This window comes from Leifsonia poae (assembly GCF_050632865.1).
Lineage (GTDB): Bacteria > Actinomycetota > Actinomycetes > Actinomycetales > Microbacteriaceae > Leifsonia > Leifsonia poae_B.
Genome location: NZ_JBODSA010000003.1, coordinates 696334 through 717453 on the forward strand (window position 1 = coordinate 696334; position 21120 = coordinate 717453).

Below are 21120 nucleotides of genomic sequence, written 5' to 3' on the forward strand. Positions count from 1 at the left end.
CGGCGGCGGAGGAGCAGGCGCGGTGGCTCGCCGGCGCGGAGGACGCGCGTGCGGCCGAGAGCGCGGAGGCGGCCGACCACGTCGCCGTGCTCGCGCGGGCGCTCCGCAGCGCCGCCGTGGAGTTGCGGGAGGCGACCGTTCCGGTGCTCGCCGAGGCGGAGTCCGCTCTGGTGGAGGCGGCGTTCGAACTCGCGAGCGCTGTCGTCGGCGTCGCGCTGAGCGACCGGATCGCTGCGGCGCGCGCGGCCGTCGAGCGCGTGGTGGCGGCGGCAGACGGGGAGCGGTGCCGGTCGTCCGGCTCAACCCCGCGGACATCGCGGAGCTGCGCGGGGCCGGGCTCGCCCCGGAGGATGTGCGCCTGGTGGCCGACACGACGCTCGCCCGCGGGGACGCGATCGGCGAGCTGCCCGGCGGATGGCTGGACGCTCGTGTCCGCGAGGCGCTGGCGCGCGCCCGGGAGGTGCTTTCGTGAACGCCGTGCTGACCCGTTGGGACGACGCCGTGGCCGCAGCGGATGTGGAGCGCGTGGGCCGTGTGACCGCCGTTGTGGGCCTCGGTGCCGAGATCGAAGGCGTTCCCGCGGCGATCGGCGACGTGGTCGTGATCGGCGAGGGGCCAGGCGTGCACGCGGAGGTCGTGGCGACGACGGCCGATCGTGTGCGGGTCATGCCGTACGGTCCGCTGACCGGGGTGGCGGCTGGTGCGCCGGCGCGCGCGGTCCGGGCGCCGCTCCTGGTCCCGACCGGACGCGGGATGCTCGGCCGCGTGATCGACGCCCTCGGGCGTCCCGTCGACGGGCGCGGCCCGATCGAGCCCGACGGCTTCGTCCCCTCGGCAACCGCGCGCCCGACGCGATGCGCCGCGCGCGCATCCTGCAGCCTCTCGGCCTCGGCGTCCGCGTGCTCGACACGATGGTGACCGCAGGACGCGGACAGCGTCTCGGCCTGTTCGCCGGATCCGGTGTGGGCAAGTCGTCGCTGCTGTCGATGATCGCCCGCGGCACCGAGGCGCAGGTCTCGGTGATCGCCCTGGTGGGGGAGCGCGGACGCGAGGTGCGCGAATTCCTCGAGGACGACCTGGGGCCGGCCGGCCTCGCACGCTCGGTGGTCGTGGTCGCGACCTCCGACGAGCCCGCCGTGATGCGGCTTCGTGCGGCCTTCGCGGCGACCCGGATCGCCGAGGCGTTCCGCGACCAGGGCGCCGACGTCGTTCTGATGATGGACTCGCTCACCCGTGTGGCTATGGCCCAGCGCGAGATCGGCCTGTCGGCCGGAGAGCCGCCGGCCACCCGCGGCTACCCGCCGTCGACGTTCTCGCTCCTGGCGCAGCTCCTGGAGCGGGCGGGCACGGGCGAGACGGGATCCATCACCGGGCTCTACACGGTGCTCGTGGACGGCGACGACCACAACGAGCCCATCGCGGACGCGGCGCGGTCCATCCTGGACGGACACGTCGTTCTCGACCGGAAACTGTCTGTGATCGGCCATTTCCCGTCGGTGGATGTGCTCGGTTCCGTCTCGCGGCTCGCGTCGCGGGTGACCACGCCGCAGCAGCGCGCCGCCGCGGTGGCCCTGCGCAGCATCCTCGCCGCCAGGGTCGCGGCGCAGGACCTGCTGGACGTCGGCGCGTACAAGCCGGGGACCAATCCGAAGGTGGATGCCGCGGTCGCGCACGCGGACGCGATCGACGCGTTCCTGCGCCAGGGCATCGGCGAGCCGGCCGTGCCGGCGGAGTCGTGGGCGCGCCTGGAGGCGCTGATCGGGATGCTGGGAGGAGCGTGATGGCACGGGCGTTCGCACTGGCGGGACTGCTGCGGCTGCGGCAGATCGAGAAGGAGCACGCGGCGAGCGACCTCGCCGCGGCCAACGCGCTGCGGCGGGACGCGGGGGAGCGGCAGGCGCGCGCCATCGCCGCACTGCACGCGGTTCCCGTCGACGCGACGGACGCGAGCACGCTGTTCGCGATGGCGGCGGCGCGCGCCTCCAGCCGCAGCATGCTGGCCGACCTGACCGCGCTCGCAGCGCAGGCGGAGGCGCAGGCGTCGGTCGCGCAGGACGCGTTCACCGAGGCGAAGAAGCGCGCGGTCGGGCTGGAGAAGCTGGAGACGCGGCACCGCGAGGGCGTGGTCGCCGGCGACCTGAGCGCCGAGCAGGCCGCCATCGACGAGATCGCGACCGGCGCGTGGCAGCGCGCACGCGAAGGGGAGAGGCATGACCGTCACGGATGCGATCGGCCGGATCGCGCAGATCCAGGCGACACTGGTGCAGCTGGACGGAGGGAAGACCTCGGCGGCCTCGTCGTCGTCCTCCGCGTCGTCCGCCGCGCCCGCGGTGTCGAGCACGTCGGCGACCGACTTCGCCTCGGCGCTCTCCGGCGCACTGGGCGGCTCCTCCACGGGAACGGTGACCGGTGCGGACGTCGTCGCCGACGCCAAGAAGTACCTCGGCGTCCCCTATGTGTTCGGCGGAACCAGCGCTTCCGGGCTCGACTGCTCCGGCCTCGTGCAGCGCGTCTTCAAGGACCTCGGGATCGACGTGCCGCGGCTGGTCTCCGGCCAGTCGACGGTCGGCACCGAGGTGCCGTCGCTCGCCCAGGCCCAGCCCGGCGACATCATCGTGACGAATGGGGGCGAGCACATCGTCATCTACGCCGGGGACGGCAAGGTCATCCACGCACCGAGCGAAGGGCGCAACGTCAGCCTCGTGGACAACTGGATGAGCGATTCCGACATCGTGACGATCCGCCGGGTGGTGCCGCAGGCGGCGCCGGACACGACCGCGCCACTCTCGCCTTACGGCGGGACGACGTCCTCCGCGCAGGCCGACATGCTGCGCTCGCTGTTCGCGTCGCTCACACAGGGAGGCTCGCTGTGAGCCCGGCGGCGGTCGCGGCGGCGGCACCGGCCGCGCAGCCCGCGGTGCGTGGGTCGGCGCCGACGAAGGGTTCCGGGGACGCGTTCGGCGCGTTCCTGCGCGGGGCGACGGATGCGGCGAGCCAGGATGCTGCGCCCGGCGCGAAGGCGGAAGGCGACCGTGCGCACGAGGTGCGACACGATCGCGGTCGGGCGGCGAAGGCGCATCAGACGAAGGACGCTGCGCCTGCGGAGACTCCGGTCGACGGCGCAGCCGTCGCGGAAGGGAAGCCCGATGCGGCGGCGGACGCGGTGGATGCCGGCGCGAGCGCGCTGACGGCTGCGCCCGCTCCCGAGCAGGGCGCTGTGCCCGTGAGTACGCCGACGGTCATGACCGCTGCCGCGCCGGCGGCGGGGAGCGCAGTCACGCAGGGCGCGCCCGTTCCGGCCGCGCCGGGCGTCGGCGCCACAGGGACGGTCGCCGCCGCGACGGCAGCACCGGCCTCTGTTCTCGGCGAAGCGGCCGGACCGGCGGCTCCGGCCTCGGCAGCGGTGACGGCGGAGGCAGCAGCGTCCGTCGTGATGCCGAAGGCCGCCGGAGCGGCGGACCCGTCTGCCACGCGCGCCGGCCGGTCCACGGCTGCCGCCCCCGAGCAGGTTCCGACCGCCGCGACGCCGACAGCCACAACGGGTGCAGCGGCGACGCCGACCGCCGACGGCCCGGCGCAGGCATCCGCCGATGCGTCCGCTCCCGTTGCCGACGGCACGGCGACCGTGTCGACTGCGGCTGCGCCCTCACCGGCGCCCACAGCACAGGTGCAGGCGCATGCCGCCGACACCCGCGCCCCCGCGGCTCCGGCAGCCGCAGCCGTCTCCGTGACGCCTCAGACCCAGCCGGCGGAGACCACCCCGGTGTCCCGGCCGCGCCAGTCGCTCGCCGATCCCGTCAGCGCCCCTGCGACGGCCCCCGCGACGCCGGCGCAACCGCAGGCTCCCGTAGCCGTCGACCGCCCCATCCCGGCGCAACCCGCGGCGCCGGCCGCGCCGGCCGCATCCACGCCGCCGCTCGCGAACCAGCTCGCCCGACCGGTCTTCACCCTCGCGGCCGCGGGCGCCGGTGAGCACGTCATGACCGTGCACGTCACGCCTGACACGCTGGGCCCGGTCACGGTCCGCGCCCATGTCGGCGGAGAGGGCGTCCGGGTCGAGCTCTTCGCCCCAACCGACGCCGGCCGGGATGCGCTGCGCGCGATCCTCCCCGACCTCCGTCGCGATCTCTCCGGCGCCGGTCTCAGCGGCTCGCTCGACCTCTCGTCGCAGAACCAGCCCTCGCCGCAGCGCGAGGCTCCCGGCGACGGGCGCGGCTATCCCGGCACCGCCCACGACGAGCCTCGCCGTCGGGCCACGCCCACCGCATCCACCCGATCCACCCCGGCCGCGCCCGCGGACGGGTCCACGCACACCATCGACCTGATCGTCTAGAAGGGAGCCACCGTGGCCGTCGACCCCATCACCGGAGCCGATACCGCCTCTACGGGCGGCATCTACTCCACCGCACCCACGCGCACGCCGAAGCAGTCGCTCGACAGCGAGGCGTTCATGCAGCTGCTCGTGACGCAGCTGCGCAACCAGGACCCCAGCTCTCCGATGGACACCAACCAGATGATCTCGCAGACCACCCAGCTGGCGACGATGGAGAAGCTGACCAGCATGGACACCACCGCGCAGGAGGGCTTCGCCCTGCAGATGCGGCAGGCCGCGGCCGCCCTCATCGGCCACACCGTGAGCTACATCGACAAGAGCGGCGACACTCAGACCGGAGTCGCCTCGTCCGTCTCGTACGCGGGATCCGTCCCGATCGTCTCGATCGGCGACCAGAAGATCGCGCTCGACGCCATCCTCGGCGTCGTCACCCCCACCAGCAGCCCGGCGCCGACGCCCGCGCCGACCGCCTGATCCTCACGCTCTTCCTCACGAAAGGAACCACTCATGCTCCGCTCGCTCTACTCCGGGATCTCCGGCCTCCGCTCGCACCAGACCATGCTCGACGTCACGGGCAACAACATCGCGAACGTCAACACCACGGCGTTCAAGTCGTCGGCCGTCCAGTTCCAGGACACCCTGTCGCAGCTGGTCAAGGGCGCCGGCGGCGCGCAGGCCGAGACCGGCGGCACGAACCCGGCCCAGATCGGCCTCGGCGTGCTGGTCGCCGGCATCTCGACCAACTTCACGCAGGGCGCCGCTCAGGCGACCGGACGCTCCACCGACATGATGATCAACGGCGACGGCTTCTTCGTCATGAAGGTCGGCGGCGAGACCGTCTACACCCGCGCCGGCTCGCTCGACCCGGACTCGCTCGGCCGCCTCGTCGGCCCCGGCGGCGCCATCCTGCAGGGCTGGAACGCGGTGAATGGCGTGGTCCAGCAGGGCGGCGCGCTCAGCGACATCACCATCCCGCTGAAGGCCGTGACCCCCGCGTCGGCCACGACGACGGCCAACGTGACCGGCAACCTCCCGTCGGACGCGGCCAACGGCGACCAGCTGGTGCGCGACGTCTCGGTGTTCGACGCCAACGGCACCGCCCGCAAGCTCACCCTCACCTTCACGAAGACCGCGGCCGGCTGGGATGTCGCGGGAACGGACGCCGCGGGAGCGACCGGCAACACCTCCCTCACCTTCAACAACGGCGTCTTGACGGCCGGCGGTGCGCTGACCGTCGGCGGCGTCGCGGTGAATCTCGGCTCGGTGACCGGCTTCTCCGGCATCACCAGCGTCGCCTTCAAGGACCAGAACGGCCGCGCCGCGGCACCCTCGAGTCCTTCACCCTGGACAAGGACGGCACCATCACCGGACTGTTCTCGAACGGCGACAAGCAGGCCGTCGGTCGCATCGCGCTGGCGACCTTCGTCAACCCGGGCGGCCTCGAGAAGGGCGGCGGCTCGACCTACCGCGCGACCGTCAACTCCGGTGCGGCCCAGCTCGGCGGCCCCGGCGAGGACGGCCTCGGCCAGCTGCAGGGCGGCTCGCTCGAGATGTCGAACGTCGACCTGTCGCAGGAGTTCACCAACCTGATCGTCGCGCAGCGCGGCTTCCAGGCGAACGCCCGCATCATCACCACTTCCGACGAGGTGCTGCAGGAGCTCACCAACCTCAAGCGCTAACCTCCGCCGAAGTGCAGGTAGTTGCGGTCGACACGCCGTGTCACACCGCGACTACCTGCACTTCGTGGAGTGGATGGGCGCAGGTTCTAGGCTCGGAGGGTGCCCATCCTGCGAGAGCTCGCGCCGACGATCCTCGGCGTGGCGGTGCTCGCGCTGGTCGCCGTCGGCGTGCTGGCGCTGTACCGCGTCCCGCACCGCTGGGCGCCGGCGCTCGCCATCCTGCGTGGGGCGGCGCAGCTCGCGGTCATCAGCGTCATTCTCGCGGGGGTCATCACCGATCCGCTCTGGGTGGCGCTCGCGCTGCTCGTGATGTTCTCGGTCGCCGCATCCACCGCTACCCACCGGATCGGCTGGTCGCGCGAGCACGCGCTGATGATGGCGACCGCGATGGCGACGGGCGTAATCGTGTCGTTCTCGGTCGTCTTCCTCACCGGCGCCATCGCCTTCAACGCGCGGTATGCCCTCGCGATCGGCGGCATTGTCATCGGCAACTCGATGAGCATCGCGACGCTCGCAGGGCGCCGGTTCACCGAGGCCGTGGGCGACCACTGGGACGAGGTCGAGGGCTGGCTCGCGCTCGGGGCGACGCCCCGGCAGTCGACGCTCGAGCAGGCGCGCAGTGCGGTGTACTCAGCGCTCATCCCGTCGGTCGACCAGACCAAGACGACTGGACTGGTTACCCTTCCCGGCGCGTTCGTCGGCGCGATCTTCGGAGGAGTGTCGCCGCTGGAGGCCGGACGGTTCCAGGTGGTCGTGCTCGCAGCGATCATGGCGGCGGGCGCGATCACCGCGGTGATCGTCTCCGCCTGGCTTGCCCCCGTGCGGGTGAAGCCGGCGGCGCTGCGCTGACGCCGACGAGCGCTTCCGCGTCATAAAAGCGTCGCCGCTTCGTCTTACAAGGTGTAACGAACCTGCACGCTTGGACACCACTCCGATGAACAACTCGACTCCTTCCCGGCCGCGCCGATCCAGGCGGTTGGTCGTCTGGACGCTCGCGGTCCTGTGCCTGGCGGCGGGCGTTGTCTCGGCCGCGCTCGTCGTCCCGTCTCGGATCTCATCAGCCGCGTCCACCGCTCTGTCCACGGTGTACAAGACAGGCACCAACGTCACCGACGGATCGAAGGCGGCTTCTTCGGATACGCCGGGCGGCTCCCTGACCGGCACGGCCAAGCCGGGTGACACGATCAAGTGGGTCGTGAACTACGCGAACAACAACCAGAGCGCCGCTTCCGTCAACGTCAAGGACGTGTTCTCGTCAGCCGGCTCTTTCGTTCCCGGTTCGCTCGAGATTCCGCGAACGTCGGACGCGGCCACCTCGATATCGCCGCAATACACGACCAACGGCGGATCGACCTGGACACAGGGATCACCGCCGCCGTCGGGTGTGAACGGCGTCGGGTACACAGGCATCTTGGTTCCCTCGGGCACTCAAGCACGCTCACCGGCGTTCTCGACCAACGTCGGTTCCGCCGTCTCGACCGTTGGCGGTGACGGCTACAACGCCGTCGTGCGCAACGGCCTGATCTACTCGGTCTATCACCATAATTCCGGCAATTACGTCTACTGCTCGCAGCCGTCCGGCGCCACGTGTCCCGGCTGGCCCACGGGCGCCAACGCCCAGAAGTGGTCGTCCGTCGCCGGTACCGCCATCGGCACCGGCCCGTTCCCGAATATGACGACGGCCTGGCAGAACGGGACGTGGCTCTCCGGCAACAAGCTGTATTGGCTGGCAGCGCTCACCGATGCGTCCAGTACAGGAATCGCGTGCCTCGACCTGACGGCGCTGACACCGACCAGTTGCGGATACTCTCCCATCACCACGGCGAGCGGCCCCTGGCAGCCGCTGGCGAACCTCGGCTCCTCGGGTGTTCCAGCAGGCAACGGCAACATCTATATCGTGGCGCTCGGCAATCTGACGGGGGCACGACCACGTTGTATCTCAACTGCGTCACCCCGGCCGGGGCGAACTGCGGGCAGACGGCGCTGATGTCCGGCGTGGTGACGAGCAACGCTCCGAGCACGTACACCGTGGGAAATTACGTGTTCGTGAGTGCCCAGAAGACGAACGGCGCACGGTGGAACGTGTTCTGCTACACGACGTCGGGGACACCGTGCACGGGGAGCTGGCCGCAGACCAACGCAGGGACGAACACCCAGGGTGGCGCGGTGTTCGCGCCGATTCTGTCGACGACCGGTACTCCGACAGGCATCTGCACAATCGCCAACGGTCCCGGGACGTCCTCCGACTGCTGGACCTTCACGGGCGCGGTCGCTCCCGTGAACCCGTACGCCGGGACCGGGGCCAACTACTGGGCTACGGGCGGGAACGTTTCGGGCGATGTCTTCGTGACCGGTACGAAGGTGTACGTCTCGACCGGAGACGCCATCACGTGCCGAGATTTCTCGCGCTGGTCGGGCACGGGCGCGGTACCCGCATGCACCGGCTTCACCAATCCGACCAATGGCAAGAACTACACGGTTCGCTCCGCGGCCTCCATCGCTCCCAATTGCCTGGTCGCAGACGGAGACGCGGCCTCGATCACCCTCTTCAACGGACTCACGGGCGGAGCCTGCACCACCGCGGCGAGCCCGGGGATCTTCGCGGTTTCACCGGTGGACGGATACTGCGGAAGCGGGGCGGCCGGCTTGCGAGGCTGGGATACGGTGTCCCTCGCCGGCCTGACGTCGAGCGCCTACACGGACGCAACGGTCACGGTTCAGGATCAGAACGGCACCGTCGTCCGAACGGGGACCTTGCGGCCCGGCCAATCCCTCGACCTATCGACGCTATCGAGCTCGGTGACGTCGGTCTCGGTCACGGTCGTGCTCAACGGGGTCAACGACCCGAACGGCGTCGCGAATGGGCAGGTCGTAGTCACCTGGAAGGGCGACCCGCTGCAGATGTGCTTCCAAACGGTCGTTCCGCCGCAGGCATGCGACGCGGCCCCTCGACGCTCTCGAACACCGCGAATGCCGTGACGACTGTCGGCGCGACCACCGATGGCCCAGGCGGCAACTCGACGGCGCCGGCGACGTTCAGGGTGCAGACCGCCGCCTCCCAGTGTGGGCTGACCATCGCGAAGACGTCTCCCACTCAGGTCGTACGACCGGGCGACAGGGTGACATACAACGTGACCGTCAGGAATTCGGGGACCCAGGCGTATGGCCAGGCGTCGTTCACCGACGACCTGACCGACGTGCTGAAAGACGCCACCTACAACAACGATCAGAGCGCGACGGCCGGGGTCGTCGCCTATTCGGCTCCGGTGCTGTCGTGGTCGGGTGCGCTCGCGCCGTCGGCGTCGGCGACCATCACCTACAGCGTGACCGTGCGGAGCCCCGATGCGGGGGATCTGTCGATGGTCAATGCCGTCGTCTCCCCGTCGCCGGCGAGCAATTGCGGCGCGGGTTCGACCGACCCGGCGTGCACCGTCACCGTGCGGGTCGACGTCACCGACGTGCTCTGGAAGAAAGTCGACGCGACGGCCGCCCACAATCTCCTGTCGGGTGCCGAGTGGACCCTGACGCCGGTCGATGGCAACGGGAAGCCGACCGGGGCGGCCATCGCCATCACGGACTGTGTGGCAGGCTCCTCGTCCGCATGCTCGGGCGCCGATCGCGATCCTGTCGCCGGCGAGTTCCGCGTCAGCGGTTTGGGTCCCGGCACCTACCAGCTGACTGAGACGCGAGCGCCCGCCGGCTTCCTGTTGTTGAAGACTCCGATCACGGTGGCTGTGAGCCGTACGTCGACGACAGTGGCTCTGGCCGACATCGTCAATCAGCAGGTCCCGGTCCCGGCGATCCCGTTCACGGGTGGCGCGGGCTCCGACCTCTTCCGCTTCACCGGAGGAACAGTGCTCGCTCTCGCCGTGGGCCTGGGCGTGTGGCAGCTGATCCGACGGCGCCGTCTCGTCTGATTCGTCCACGGATGGGATCGGCGCGGGATCTGCCTGCGCCGATCCCACCCTCGGTCGATCCCGTTTGACATGATCCTCGCCGATCACGGAGTATGTACATCGTTGTAGATACAACGTTGTAGAGACAGGAGTCGCATGTCCGAGACGCACATCGCCCTTGCCCGGTCCGCGCGTGTGGCGACGGTCAACCGCCGCATCTTCGGCTCGTTCGTCGAGCACCTGGGGCGGTGCGTCTACGACGGCATCTACGAGCCCGGCCACCCGACCGCGAACGAGGACGGCTTCCGCCTCGACGTGGTGGACCTCGTGCGCGAGCTCGGCTCCACCACCATCCGCTACCCGGGCGGCAACTTCGTCTCCGGCTTCCGGTGGGAGGACTCGGTCGGCCCGCGCGACAAGCGTCCGGTGCGCCGCGATCTGGCGTGGCACTCGCTGGAGCCCAACCAGGTGGGCCTCGACGAGTTCTCGCGGTGGCTGAAGCTCACCGGCTCCGAGCTGATGCTCGCCGTCAACCTCGGCACCCGGGGCATCGAGGCAGCGCTCGACCTGCTCGAGTACGCCAACCACCCGTCCGGCACCGCGCTGAGCGACCAGCGCATCGCGAACGGGACGCCCGAGCCGCACGACATCCGGATGTGGTGCCTCGGCAACGAGATGGACGGCCCGTGGCAGACCGGCTACATGACCGCCGACGACTACGGGAAGCTCGCCGCCCGGACCGCGGCGGCGATGAAGATGGCCGACAAGGACCTCGAGCTCGTGGTCTGCGGTTCGTCCGGTTCCGGGATGCCGACCTTCGGCGACTGGGAGCGCATCGTTCTCGAGCACTCCTACGACCACGTCGACTACATCTCCGCCCACGCGTACTACCAGGAGCGCGGCGGCGACCTCGGCTCGTTCCTCGCGTCCTCGGTGGACATGCAGTACTTCATCGACACGGTGGTCACCACGGCGGACCACGTCGGCAACAAGCTCAAGAACAAGAAGCGCATCCAGATCTCCTTCGACGAGTGGAACATCTGGTACCTCGACGAGCACAAGGAGTCGGAGGAGATCAACGACGAATGGCGCTACGCGCCGCGTCAGCTGGAGGACGTCTACTCGGTCGCCGACGCCGTCGTGCTCGGCAACCTGCTCATCACGCTGCTGAAGAACCACGACCGGGTGACCAGCGCGTCCCTCGCCCAGCTCGTGAACGTGATCGCGCCGATCATGACCGAGCCGGGCGGCGACGCATGGCGGCAGACGACCTTCTTCCCCTTCTCGGTGACGAGCCGCCTGGCCGCCGGCGAGGTGCTGCGCCCGACGATCGCGACCGGCACGTACGAGACCGCGGTCTACGGCGAGGCCGACGTCGTGGATGCGGTCGCGACCTTCGACGAGGCCACCGGTGCCGCCGCGCTGTTCGTCGTGAACCGCAGCCTCACCGAGACGCAGACCGTGACCGTGGATGTGCGCGACCTCGGCGTCACGACCGTCCGCGAGGCGCTGTCGCTCTGGGATGACGACGTCTACGCGAAGAACACCATCGACGACCAGACCCGCGTCGGACTCCGCCCGACGCCGTCCGCGACACTCACCGACGGCCTGCTCACCCTGGAGCTCCCGCCCGTCTCCTGGACCGGCGTCTCCCTGGGCTGACCCGAGCGGCCGCTCAGCCGTTCCCGGCGGCCGACGCCGGCGCGGTCCCGGGCTCGGGCGAGGGCGACTGCAGCGCCTGAGGGATCAGCTTGCGGACGTCGTCGGCCTGCGCCGACAGCACCACCACATCCACCCGGCGGTTCTGGGCGAAGTCGTTGTCGGTCGTGCCCGTGAAGCCGTCGACCGGACGGGCCGAGCCGAAGCTGACCGCGGCGATCCGGTTCTGGGGGAAGCCGTTCGTCTCGACCAGGTGGCGCAGGACGCTGGTCGCGCGTCCGGCCGACAGCTCCCAGTTGGTGGGATACGGCGCTCCCGGCTGGCGGAGGTCCGCGTGGCCCTCCACCGACACGTCGTAGGACGCGGGCGCGAGCACCGGGCCGATGTCGTTGAGCACCGCGACCGCGCGAGCGCTCAGCTCCGCGCGGTTCGAGTCGAAGAAGGTGGAGTTGCCGACCAGGCCGATGGTGAGGCCGCGGGAGTCGATCTTCAGCTCCACCGCGTCCTGCAGGCCGTCGCGGGTGAGGGCGGCCTGGATCTGGTCCTTCAGGTGCTTCAGGTTCTGCGCTTCCTGCTGCGCGAGCGCGAAGTCGGTCGACTTGCCCGACTCGTCCACGTGCTTCGGGGGAACGACCACGCCCTTCGCGGTGTCGACCTTCTGCGTCTTGACCTGCCCGAAGCCGGTCGCGAGGGAGTCCTTTAGCTGCTCGAACTTCTTCGCATCGACCGTCGACATGGCGAACAGCACGATGAACATGCACATGAGCACGGTGACCATGTCCATGTAGGAGGCCATCCAGCGCTCCTCGTTCTCGTGCTCCTCAGGCTCCTCGTGCTTCTTCCGACGGCGGGCGGACATGTCAGGCGGCTTCCTCGACGGGATCCTTCGAGCGGCGCGCCGCCTTGGCCGGCTTCGCCCCGGACTTGTCGGCGTCACCACCGGGGATCATCGCGCGCAGGCGCTCGCCGAGGAGGCGCGGCTGGCTTCCGGACTGCACCGCGAGCACACCCTCCATCAGCAGGTTCATGCGCTCCACATCCAACTCGGAGAGCCGGCGCAGGCGGGCGCCGAGCGGCAGCCACAGGAAGTTGGCCGACAGCAGACCCCACAGCGTCGCGACGAAGGCGCTCGCGATCAGCGGTCCGAGCTCGCCCGGGTCGGCGAGGTTTTCGAGCACGTGGGTGAGCGAGACGACGGTTCCGATGATGCCGATGGTGGGGGCGTAGCCGCCGAGCGCGCTGAAGAACTTGGCGGCGACGCGGTCCTTCTTCGAGCGGGTGGCGATCTCGTCCTCCAGCAGCACGCGCAGCTCGTCGCCGTCCGTGCCGTCGGCGATGTTCTGCAGGGCGCGCTTGAGGAACGGGTCATCGACGTTCTCCGCCTCCTGCTCCATGGCGAGGAGGCCGTTGGCGCGCGCCTTCTCGGCGAGGCCGACGACCTGGTCGATGACCTGCTGCGGCGGCTCGATCTTGCCGCGGAAGGCGCGGGGGAGCGACTTCACGGCGGTCAGGAAGTCCTTGATCGTCCCGCTCGCGATGCCCACCGCGATGGTCGCCCCGAAGACGAGCACCATGGGAGCGGGGAGGAGGAGCGAGCTGAGGTGCGCGCCCTCCATCGTCACCATCGCGACGACGGAGCCGAACGCGAGGATGATGCCGATGATGGTTGCCGGGTCCATTACTTCTTCCTTGCTCGGAGGGGGACGGGGAGGGCTTCGGGGTGAGCCTGAACCGCTTCGTCGTCTTCCAGTCCGGTCAGCGTCACGAGCCCCAGCGGCGGCGCGGGCACGGGGCGCGGGCCGGCGGCGGGGAGATCGTGGGCGAGTGAGATCACACGCGCCCGGTACGCGGCGATCTTCTCGATCACTTCGGACATGGACTCGGTGACGATGAACTTCGCCCCGTCGACCATGACGAGAGTGGTGTCCGGACTGGCGTGGATGCGCTCGATGAGGTCGGGGTTGACCGCGAACTGGGTGTCGTTCAGTCGGGTGACGACGATCATGGGCGCGAATCCTGGTCTCGGCTCCGGGTGAGCCGTCACGAGCCCACTATCGGCGCGCCGCGGTCGGTCGTTAGGGGGACCGGGTATCCTCGCGCGGCGCCTAACGGGACGGCCGTACCTGCCGATAGACGCATCCGTGACCATCCTGCAGGCCCCCGTGCCGGACGCCCCTGAGGCGCCGGTCTACGACTTCCGGCGGCCGACCACGCTCGCGCGTGAGCATTCGCGGGTGCTGGAGCTGGCGTTCGAGACGTTCGCTCGGCAGTGGGGGACGCAGCTGACCGCCAAGGTGCGCGTCCTCAGCCAGGTCGAGTGCGACACCGTCCAGATGCAGACGTATGACGAGTACGCGGCGTCGCTGCCGGCCACGACCGCGATGGTGCTGTGCGAGCTCGAGAACGTCGTGCCGAAGGCCGTCATCCAGTTCCCCACGATCGCCGCGCTCTCGTGGGTGAATGCGATGCTCGGCGGACAGGGCACGCCCGTCGACCACGAGCGCACCTTCACGCAGATCGAGCATGCGCTGGTGCGGCGGCTGATGGACGACGCGCTGGAAGACCTCCACTACTCGCTCGGCTCGCTGCTGACGACCGCGATCGGCGTGGACGCCATCCAGTACAACTCGCAGTTCGCGCAGGCCGCGGCCACCAACGAGCTGATGATCGTGGCCGGCTTCGAGCTCCGCGTGGGGGAGAACACGGCGCGCGCGACCGTCGCGCTTCCCGCTGTCGCGCTGCTGCCACAGCTGGGCGAGACGAACCCGACCCACAGCACCGAGAACGCCCGCGAGCTGGTCGACGCGCAGCTCGCGCACGTCCCGGTGGAGGTTGCCCTGCGGCTCGCCCCCGCGACCGTCCGCCCCAGCGTGGTGCTGGGGCTGTCGGTGGGCGACATCCTTCCGCTGCCGCATGCGCAGCACCGACCCTTCGACCTCACCGTCGGCGGACAGACCGTCGCCTCGGCCGGCCTCGGCTCGAGCGGTTCCCGTCTCGCCTGCGTGATCATCGACACAGAGGACTGAACCATGAGCATGACCAGCATCGCCAACGCCTCCGGACTCTCCCTCGGCCAGGCCCAGGCCGCCGCCGAAGCGCTCGCCCGCGTGCTGCCCACCGGCACGCCGCTGACCCCGCTCATCGCGCAGGGGGCGGACGTGCCCGTCGGCGTGCAGGCGGTCGTCGCGACCTTCGTCGGCGCGGTCTCCGCCGATCTGGCCGTGGTGCTGCTGGAGGCGCCGCACCTGGTGGACGAGGGCGCTGACGGCTCGCCCGTCGTAGCGCTCCAGGATGTGCTGCAGCCGGCCCTCGAGGCGGCGAGCGACACGCTCGGCGCCGGGGTGCTGGACGACGCGCGTGCCGAGGACGCAGCCGCGCTCTTCGCGGACCCGGCCACCACCGTCTTCGCGCTCTCCGGTCCGGCCGGGGTCGCAGGCTGGTTCGCGCTCCGCGGTCGCGCGGCGGTCACCGAGCGACCGGGTGGCGGCGCACTCGGCGGCAAGCTGGCGCGCATCAGCAACGTCGAGATGGCGCTCACGGTCGAGATCGGCCGCACCCGGATGGCGGTCCGCGACGTTCTCGCGATGGAGCCGGGCGCCGTCATCGAGCTGGACCGCTCCGCCGGTTCGCCCGCGGATGTGCTGCTCAACGGACGCCTCATCGCGCACGGCGAGATCGTGGTCGTCGACCAGGACTACGCGGTTCGGATCACGAAGATCCTCGACACCGCCGAAGACCTGGACTGACCCGTCACGGCCGGATGATCCGACCAAGGGTGCGCGTGTAGTCCTCCTTGATGATGTCGAGGTGCGCCCAGGTGTCGAGCGAGCCCACCTCGGGCAGCGACCGCAGCTCCTCGATCACGGCCAGGACGCCCGCCGTCGCGGTGCCCACGATCGTCGCGATGACGTCATAGGCGCCGTGCGCCGCCGCTGCGAGGTCGACCGCGGGCGTCGCCACGAGGTAGCGGTGAACGGGATCCGGCGCGCCGCGCAGCGAGATCCCGACTCCGACGGCGACGCGGTTGCGGGAGAGGCCGCCGGCGTCGATGGCCGCGATCCGGATGACGCCGGCGTCGAGCAGGCGACGGACGCGGGCGCGGGCCGACGAGGGGAGAGGCGGACGGCGTCGGCCAGGGCGCGGTAGCTCGCGCGGCCGTCATCCTGCAGGATCGCGATGAGGTCGTGGTCGAGCCGGTCCAGGCGGACGTCCGTGACCGACGCGGCGGTGATGAACTCCTTCAGCAGGGCGTCGTACGTGGTCACGCGCACCCGCCGGACGCCGGGGAGCTGCCGGATTGCGGTCAGCGTGGCCGACAACTCGTCGCCGTCGCCGTGGCGGGACTCGAACACCAGCGACGAGCCGCCGGCGACCAGCGAGACGAACACCGTGTCCGGCAGTTCGGCGATGCGCTCCGCGACCGGTCGGGCCGGCCCGTCCACCTCCACCAGTCCGTGGATGAGCACGTTGAGACCCGCGAAGCCGGGGTCGAGTGCGGCGACCACACGCAGCCCGTTGCGTCCGATCAGCGTGCCGAGGCGGCGCGAGACCACGTCCCGGGAGGCGCCCACCGCTCGCGCCAGCTCGTGGATGCTCGCCCGGCCGTCCGCCTGCAGCGCGCGCACGAGGCTGGCGTCGAGCGCGTCGTCGCGCTCCGGCGCACTTCGTTCATGGCGGATCGGCACATCCGGCAGAATACCCGGAAACGCCGCCTCCGGACCGCAGATCGTAGGCTGATGAGTGTCCGGAGCGATCATCCGCAGCACTTCCGGCGACAAACGGCGACAGATCGGCGGCGGCACGTCGCTCCCGGCGCCGAATCGCGCTTGCGCATCCCGTCCCGCGGCGTGAGACTGCACGTCGAACTTCCGTCGATCTTCACGACAAACGAGCAAAGGAGCTGTGTGTGTCTGTTTCAGCGACGCAACCCGTGGGGCACGCCCGCGCGTTGAGGGCGGGTATGGCCGCCGTGGTCGGCACCACCATCGAGTGGTACGACTTCTACGTCTACGCGACGGCGGCGGCCATCGTGTTCCCGCAGGTGTTCTTCCCCGAGGTCAACCACGCCCTCGGCACGCTGGCGTCCTTCGGGACGTACGCGGTCGCCTACTTCATGCGACCGCTCGGCGGCATCATCTTCGGCCACATCGGCGACAAGCTGGGCCGCAAGCGCGCGCTGACCCTCACGCTCTTCGTGATGGGCATCGCGACCGTGCTGGTCGGCTGCCTGCCCGGGTACGCCGCGATCGGGATCGCCGCGCCCATCCTGCTGATCCTCCTCCGCATCGCGCAGGGCCTCGCGGTCGGCGGCGAGTGGGGCGGCGCCAGTCTGATGTCGGTCGAGAGCGCGCCCGCCAGGTACAAGACCTTCTACGGCGGCTTCACGCAGCTCGGCAACCCGCTCGGCGCCCTGCTCGCCTCCGGCGCGTTCTGGATCCTCGCGGCGATGGGCGACGACGTCCTGCTCACCTGGGGATGGCGCGTGCCGTTCCTGTTCAGCATCGTGCTGATCGGCGTGGGCATCTGGGTGCGCCTCAAGGTCGAGGAGACCCCGGTGTTCGAGGAGAAGATCGAGGGCCACACGCAGTCGACGCCCATCCTGTTCGCGCTGCGAAACAACTGGCTGCCCATCCTGCTCGGCTTCTGCATCATCGCGATGTCCTCCGGCGGTTACGTGATCGCGACCACCTTCGTGCAGAACTTCGCGACGAGCCCGGAGGTCGGCCTCGACGCCGGTGTCATCCTGGGAGCAATGACGATCGCGTCGTTCATCGAGGCGCTGGTCACCCTGCCGCTCGCCATGCTCGGCGACAAGTGGGGCGGCAAGCGGATCATCATCCTCGGGTCGGTCCTCTCGTTCGTGGCCGTCATCCCGCTCGTATTGGTCATCCAGAACCACCAGGTCTTCCTGATCTACGTGTTCGTCAGCGTGATCCGGGTGACGCTGAGCGGTGCGTGGGCCCCGCTGTCGACGGTGATGACGCAGATGTTCCGGCCGCAGGCGCGCTACACGTCGATGTCGCTGTCGTACGGGATCGGCGCCGCGGTCTGGGGCGGACTGTCTCCCGCGATCGCCGCCGGACTCATCGCGGCGACCGGCACCTTCTGGTCCGCCATCTGGTTCTTCGGAGCGCTCGCCCTCATCGCGGTGATCGGGACGTGGTTCGCCCCGCAGCACTCCGACAACGCGCCGGTGACCGCTTCGTTCAACCCGCGCCTCGACACCACCGCCATCAAGACCACGAGGATCTGACCCATGCGACACCTGGCCACCTACGACGCCCGCGACTCGGCACCGACCATCGTCACGGCGGACCTCATCCTGACCGTCGACGAGGACGCTCCGCGCGCGGAGGCGATGCTGACGGCCGGAGGCCGCATCCTCGCCGTCGGCACGGTCGGCCAGGTGCAGGCGGAAGCGGAGCGGGCCGGGCTCGACCCGGTCCGCGCCGACTTCCCCGGCGCGACCATCGTCCCCGGCTTCATCGACGCGCACGCGCATCCGCTGATGTTCGGGCAGCTGTTCACCTGGGTCGACGTCAACCCGGAGAAGGCGGGTTCGATCCCCGAGATCGTGGCGCTGATGCGCGAGGGCGCAAAGCGGCTGCCGGCGGGCGTCCCGCTGCGGGGCTACGGCTACGAGCAGCGCAACCTCGCCGAGCGACGCCACCCCACGCGGTTCGAGCTCGACGAGATCGCGACCGACCGCGAGGTCTACGTCATGAACGCCTCCGGTCACGGCGGCGTGGTGAACACCTTCACGCTCGAGAAGTACGGCATCACCCGCGACATCCCGAACCCCGAGGGCGGGGAGTTCTTCCGGGACGCGGACGGCGAGCTCACGGGCGAGCTGTCGGACGCGGCGTGCAACGTCCTGACCGGGCTGCACGGCGTGAAGATCGGCCACCACGGCCCCAACTTCCACCTCGGCGACGAGCCGGCGGAGCACCAGCGGCAGCTCGACATCGCGCAGCGCGAGTTCCTGTCCGCCGGAGTGACGGCTCTGGGCGACGCGCAGGTCTCCAAGCGCGAACTCGCGGCCTACCTGGCGATGGCCGACCGCGGTGAGCTGAACGTCCGGGTGTCGATGTACTTCCTGTCCCATCTGCTCGACCATGTTCTCGACCTCGGGCTGACCGGGCCCTTCGGCAACGCGTTCCTGTCGGTCGCAGGCATCAAGCTGTATGCGGACGGCACGCTCGGCGGCTGGACCGCGTACTTCCCCGAGGGCTATGTCGGCGACCCGTGCCGGCGCGGGCAGCTCTATCACGAGCCCGCCGAGTACGCCGGTCTCGTCGCGAAGGCGCACGCGGCAGGTCTGCAGACCGCGACGCACGCCCAGTCTCCGACGGCGATCGCGATGGTGGTGGACGCGGTGGAGCAGGTGCTCGCCGACCGCCCGGATCCGGACGCGCGCCACCGCATCGAGCACTGCGGCCTGCCCGCTCCGGAGGATATCCGGCGGATGGCGCGCCTCGGCATCCGCCCGGTCAACCAGACCCAGCACTACTACAACTGGGGCGAGGGCGTAGAGCAGGCGATCGGGACGCCGGGCGAGCGGTTCAACCCGCTGGGCGAGTTCGTCGAGGCGGGCGTGCCGGTGACCATCTCCTCGGACGCCCCGGTCGCCGAGCCGCGGCCGCTGGAGGCGATCCAGGCCGCGGTGACGCGGGTCACGCGTCGCGGACACAAGCTCGGGCCGGACTCGCTCCGCATCAGCGCCGAGGAGGCGCTGCGCGGACACACGCTTGAAGGCGCGGTGTCGCTCGGACGCGAGAACGAGCTGGGCTCGCTCGTCGCGGGCAAGCGGGCCGACTTCGTCGTGCTGGGTGACAACCCGCTGGCGGTGGACGGCGACGCGATCGCGGACATCCCTGTTCTGGCGACGTGGGTGGACGGCAGCGAGAGGTTCCGTGCCGATGCCCGCTGAGACGCAGACCCGCGCCGTGCGGACGACCGGGTGGGTCGTCATCGAGACGCTTCGCGGTTACGGAATCGACACCGTGTTCGGCATCCCGGGAACGCACAACCTCGAGTTCTACCGTCCGCTGGCGGCGCTCGGCGTGCATCCCGTTACCACCCGTCACGAGCAGGGCGCCGGCTACGCCGCCGACGGCTGGTCGCTGCAGACGGGGAAGCCCGGCGTGGTGATCACCACCAGCGGTCCGGGGCTGCTCAACGCACTCTCGGCGGCGGGCACCGCGTACTGCGAGTCGCGGCCCATGATCATCCTGTCGCCCGGCCCTGCGCGCGGGCACGAGTTCGCGGACGCGGGGACGCTGCACGAGACCAAGGACCAGCTGGGCGCCGCCTCGGCGATCGTCGAGTGGGGGCGCCGCGTGCAGACGGCGGAGGAGGCGGTGGAGGCGATCCACGACGCCTTCGCACTGTTCGCGACCGGACGCCCGCGGCCGGTCTACGTCGAGGTGCCGCTCGACCTCCTGGAGGAGGTGTCCGAGTTGCCGACGTCCGCCGTGACCCCGCGTGCCGCAGCGAGCGGTCCGGCGCCGGACGACGCGGCGGTCGCCGAGGCCGCGCGGCTGCTCGCGGGCGCCGTCGACCCGGTCATCCTCGCGGGCGGCGGATCGCGTCGCGCCGGAGCAGAGCTCCGCGCCCTTGCCGAACGGCTCGGGGCTCCGGTCGTCACCACGCTCAACGCCAAAGGCGTGCTCGACGAGCACCATCCCCTGTCGCTCGGCTCGAACCTGCGTCTGGCCGCCGCCCGCGACCGGGCCCGTGACGCCGACGTGCTGCTCGTGGTCGGATCCAAGCTCGGCGAGGCGGAGCTCTGGGTCGAGCGGCTGGAGGCTCGCGGCCGTGTCATCCGCATCGACGTGCTCGAGTCCCAGCTGCAGAAGAACCAGGCCGCCGAGGTCGGGATCGTCGCCGACGCCCGCGTGGCGCTCGCCGCCATCCTCGACGCCCTGGGGTCGGGCGAGCCGCGCGCTGCGGCGGATGCCCGTGTAGCCGAGACCCGTGCGGCCGTCGCCGCGGAGTGCGCCGAGCTGTCGCCGGTCAACACCGCGATCGCCGACGCGATCGCGGCAGCCCTTCCCGCCGACGCGATCGTCACCACCGACTCGTCGCAGATCGGCTACTGGGGCCTGCTCAATAGGCTCCGGGTCGGCCGGCCGAACTCGACGCCCTACATGGCCACGTACGCAACGCTGGGCTACGGTCTCCCGGCGGCGATCGGCTCCCGAGTCGCCGCACCGGCGCGGCCGGTGGTCGCCGTGGTGGGCGACGGCGCGCTGATGTTCTCGCTCCAGGAGTTCATGACCGTCGTCGAGCAGCGGCTCGACATCACGGTGATCGTCGTCGACAACGGCGGCTACGCCGAGATCAAGCAGAACGAGGCGGACGCGGGCATCGCGCCGATCGCGGTCGACCTGGCCCAGCCGGACTGGGTGGCGCTCGCCGAAGCCTTCGGAGGGACCGGGCGCCGCGCGGCGTCCGCGCCTGAGCTGGCCGATGCGATCGCCGCAGCGGTCGGCGCCGGCGGCCTGCAGCTGATCCACGTGCCGCAGTCCGCGTTCGAGAAGTGAGGAACCAT

19 protein-coding genes and 2 pseudogenes are annotated in these 21120 nt (G+C 70.6%); 16 read left to right on the forward strand and 5 right to left on the reverse strand.

The genetic code is table 11. From position 1 onward, the window contains the following. Window positions 1-283 precede the first annotated feature (283 nt). The 11 genes and pseudogenes from ACRAWB_RS13615 (at window position 284) to ACRAWB_RS13665 (ending at window position 11570) form a co-directional block, all read left to right on the forward strand. Window positions 284-472, forward strand: a complete 189-nt coding sequence (locus ACRAWB_RS13615; RefSeq protein WP_431353797.1) for a hypothetical protein — start codon at window positions 284-286, stop codon at window positions 470-472. 5 nt (window positions 473-477) lie between these two features. Further along, window positions 478-1781 (forward strand): annotated as a pseudogene (locus ACRAWB_RS13620) (FliI/YscN family ATPase). A 429-nt stretch (window positions 1782-2210) separates the two neighbouring features. Continuing rightward, complete coding sequence (locus tag ACRAWB_RS13625) at window positions 2211-2873, forward strand: C40 family peptidase (protein WP_431353798.1); 663 nt, start codon at window positions 2211-2213, stop codon at window positions 2871-2873. Then, window positions 2870-4333: a flagellar hook-length control protein FliK gene (locus ACRAWB_RS13630; protein WP_431353799.1), complete on the forward strand. Its 1464-nt coding sequence runs from the start codon at window positions 2870-2872 to the stop codon at window positions 4331-4333. The genes ACRAWB_RS13625 and ACRAWB_RS13630 overlap by 4 nt, the downstream gene beginning before the upstream one ends. A gap of 12 nt (window positions 4334-4345) precedes the next feature. After that, entirely contained in the window at window positions 4346-4807 is a 462-nt protein-coding gene (locus ACRAWB_RS13635) for a flagellar hook assembly protein FlgD (protein WP_431353800.1), read from the forward strand. 33 nt (window positions 4808-4840) lie between these two features. Next, window positions 4841-6012 (forward strand): annotated as a pseudogene (locus ACRAWB_RS13640) (flagellar hook protein FlgE). 99 nt (window positions 6013-6111) lie between these two features. Beyond that, window positions 6112-6861, forward strand: a complete 750-nt coding sequence (locus ACRAWB_RS13645; RefSeq protein ID WP_431353801.1) for an ABC transporter permease — start codon at window positions 6112-6114, stop codon at window positions 6859-6861. A 127-nt stretch (window positions 6862-6988) separates the two neighbouring features. Then, a complete protein-coding gene (locus tag ACRAWB_RS13650) occupies window positions 6989-7999 on the forward strand; it encodes a hypothetical protein (RefSeq protein ID WP_431353802.1) in 1011 nt (336 codons plus the stop codon). Then, window positions 7999-8991, forward strand: coding sequence for a hypothetical protein (locus ACRAWB_RS13655; protein WP_431353803.1), 993 nt, complete (start codon window positions 7999-8001; stop codon window positions 8989-8991). The genes ACRAWB_RS13650 and ACRAWB_RS13655 overlap by 1 nt, the downstream gene beginning before the upstream one ends. Next, on the forward strand, window positions 8946-9929 hold the full coding sequence (locus tag ACRAWB_RS13660) for a SpaA isopeptide-forming pilin-related protein (RefSeq protein ID WP_431353804.1): 984 nt from the start codon (window positions 8946-8948) through the stop codon (window positions 9927-9929). The genes ACRAWB_RS13655 and ACRAWB_RS13660 overlap by 46 nt, the downstream gene beginning before the upstream one ends. 135 nt (window positions 9930-10064) lie before the next feature. Further along, on the forward strand, window positions 10065-11570 hold the full coding sequence (locus tag ACRAWB_RS13665; RefSeq protein ID WP_431353805.1) for an alpha-N-arabinofuranosidase: 1506 nt from the start codon (window positions 10065-10067) through the stop codon (window positions 11568-11570). A 13-nt stretch (window positions 11571-11583) separates the two neighbouring features. On the opposite strand, the gene ACRAWB_RS13670 is transcribed toward ACRAWB_RS13665, so the two are convergent. From ACRAWB_RS13670 to ACRAWB_RS13680, 3 genes are read right to left on the reverse strand one after another with little or no spacing between them, the layout of a single operon-like run. After that, the gene (locus ACRAWB_RS13670) at window positions 11584-12426 is read right to left on the reverse strand and encodes a flagellar motor protein MotB (protein ID WP_431353806.1); all 843 of its coding nucleotides are present in this window, start codon (window positions 12424-12426) and stop codon (window positions 11584-11586) included. A gap of 1 nt (window position 12427) precedes the next feature. Continuing rightward, window positions 12428-13246 carry a motility protein A gene (locus ACRAWB_RS13675; protein WP_431353807.1) on the reverse strand — a complete coding sequence of 273 codons (819 nt, stop codon included), beginning with the start codon at window positions 13244-13246 and terminating at the stop codon, window positions 12428-12430. Then, entirely contained in the window at window positions 13246-13572 is a 327-nt protein-coding gene (locus ACRAWB_RS13680; RefSeq protein WP_431353808.1) for a flagellar FlbD family protein, read from the reverse strand. The genes ACRAWB_RS13675 and ACRAWB_RS13680 overlap by 1 nt, the downstream gene beginning before the upstream one ends. A 136-nt stretch (window positions 13573-13708) precedes the next feature. On the opposite strand from ACRAWB_RS13680, the gene ACRAWB_RS13685 reads away from it, so the two are divergent. Both ACRAWB_RS13685 and fliN read left to right on the forward strand, forming a co-directional pair. After that, window positions 13709-14593 (forward strand): flagellar motor switch protein FliM, encoded by an 885-nt coding sequence (locus tag ACRAWB_RS13685; RefSeq protein WP_431353809.1) that lies wholly within the window; start codon window positions 13709-13711, stop codon window positions 14591-14593. Window positions 14594-14596: 3 nt separating this feature from the next. After that, on the forward strand, window positions 14597-15313 hold the full coding sequence (gene fliN / locus ACRAWB_RS13690) for a flagellar motor switch protein FliN (RefSeq protein WP_431353810.1): 717 nt from the start codon (window positions 14597-14599) through the stop codon (window positions 15311-15313). A 4-nt stretch (window positions 15314-15317) separates the two neighbouring features. Here the strand turns inward: fliN and ACRAWB_RS13695 are convergent, their stop codons facing one another. Together ACRAWB_RS13695 and ACRAWB_RS13700 are read right to left on the reverse strand one after the other, a co-directional pair. Then, window positions 15318-15461, reverse strand: coding sequence for a hypothetical protein (locus tag ACRAWB_RS13695; protein ID WP_431353811.1), 144 nt, complete (start codon window positions 15459-15461; stop codon window positions 15318-15320). Beyond that, window positions 15428-16252: an AsnC family transcriptional regulator gene (locus ACRAWB_RS13700; RefSeq protein WP_431353812.1), complete on the reverse strand. Its 825-nt coding sequence runs from the start codon at window positions 16250-16252 to the stop codon at window positions 15428-15430. Before ACRAWB_RS13700 ends, ACRAWB_RS13695 begins: the two co-directional genes overlap by 34 nt. Before the next feature lie 275 nt (window positions 16253-16527). Here ACRAWB_RS13700 and ACRAWB_RS13705 point away from each other — a divergent pair, with 275 nt between their 5' ends. From ACRAWB_RS13705 to ACRAWB_RS13715, 3 genes are read left to right on the forward strand one after another with little or no spacing between them, the layout of a single operon-like run. Then, the gene (locus tag ACRAWB_RS13705; protein WP_431353813.1) at window positions 16528-17820 is read left to right on the forward strand and encodes an MFS transporter; all 1293 of its coding nucleotides are present in this window, start codon (window positions 16528-16530) and stop codon (window positions 17818-17820) included. A gap of 3 nt (window positions 17821-17823) precedes the next feature. Beyond that, window positions 17824-19497: an amidohydrolase gene (locus ACRAWB_RS13710; protein ID WP_431353814.1), complete on the forward strand. Its 1674-nt coding sequence runs from the start codon at window positions 17824-17826 to the stop codon at window positions 19495-19497. Next, the gene (locus ACRAWB_RS13715; RefSeq protein ID WP_431353815.1) at window positions 19487-21112 is read left to right on the forward strand and encodes a thiamine pyrophosphate-binding protein; all 1626 of its coding nucleotides are present in this window, start codon (window positions 19487-19489) and stop codon (window positions 21110-21112) included. The genes ACRAWB_RS13710 and ACRAWB_RS13715 overlap by 11 nt, the downstream gene beginning before the upstream one ends. Window positions 21113-21120 lie beyond the last annotated feature (8 nt).

Excerpts from the sequence above, each read along its gene's own strand:
- ACRAWB_RS13625 (WP_431353798.1), top strand. The coding sequence starts at position 2,211 with ATGACCGTCACGGATGCGATCGGCCGGATCGCGCAGATCCAGGCGACA.
- ACRAWB_RS13655 (WP_431353803.1), top strand. The coding sequence starts at position 7,999 with ATGTCCGGCGTGGTGACGAGCAACGCTCCGAGCACGTACACCGTGGGA.
- ACRAWB_RS13660 (WP_431353804.1), top strand. The coding sequence starts at position 8,946 with ATGCGACGCGGCCCCTCGACGCTCTCGAACACCGCGAATGCCGTGACG.
- ACRAWB_RS13665 (WP_431353805.1), top strand. The coding sequence starts at position 10,065 with ATGTCCGAGACGCACATCGCCCTTGCCCGGTCCGCGCGTGTGGCGACG.
- ACRAWB_RS13670 (WP_431353806.1), bottom strand. The coding sequence starts at position 12,426 with ATGTCCGCCCGCCGTCGGAAGAAGCACGAGGAGCCTGAGGAGCACGAG.
- ACRAWB_RS13675 (WP_431353807.1), bottom strand. The coding sequence starts at position 13,246 with ATGGACCCGGCAACCATCATCGGCATCATCCTCGCGTTCGGCTCCGTC.
- ACRAWB_RS13680 (WP_431353808.1), bottom strand. The coding sequence starts at position 13,572 with ATGATCGTCGTCACCCGACTGAACGACACCCAGTTCGCGGTCAACCCC.
- fliN (WP_431353810.1), top strand. The coding sequence starts at position 14,597 with ATGAGCATGACCAGCATCGCCAACGCCTCCGGACTCTCCCTCGGCCAG.
- ACRAWB_RS13705 (WP_431353813.1), top strand. The coding sequence starts at position 16,528 with ATGGCCGCCGTGGTCGGCACCACCATCGAGTGGTACGACTTCTACGTC.
- ACRAWB_RS13710 (WP_431353814.1), top strand. The coding sequence starts at position 17,824 with ATGCGACACCTGGCCACCTACGACGCCCGCGACTCGGCACCGACCATC.
- ACRAWB_RS13715 (WP_431353815.1), top strand. The coding sequence starts at position 19,487 with ATGCCCGCTGAGACGCAGACCCGCGCCGTGCGGACGACCGGGTGGGTC.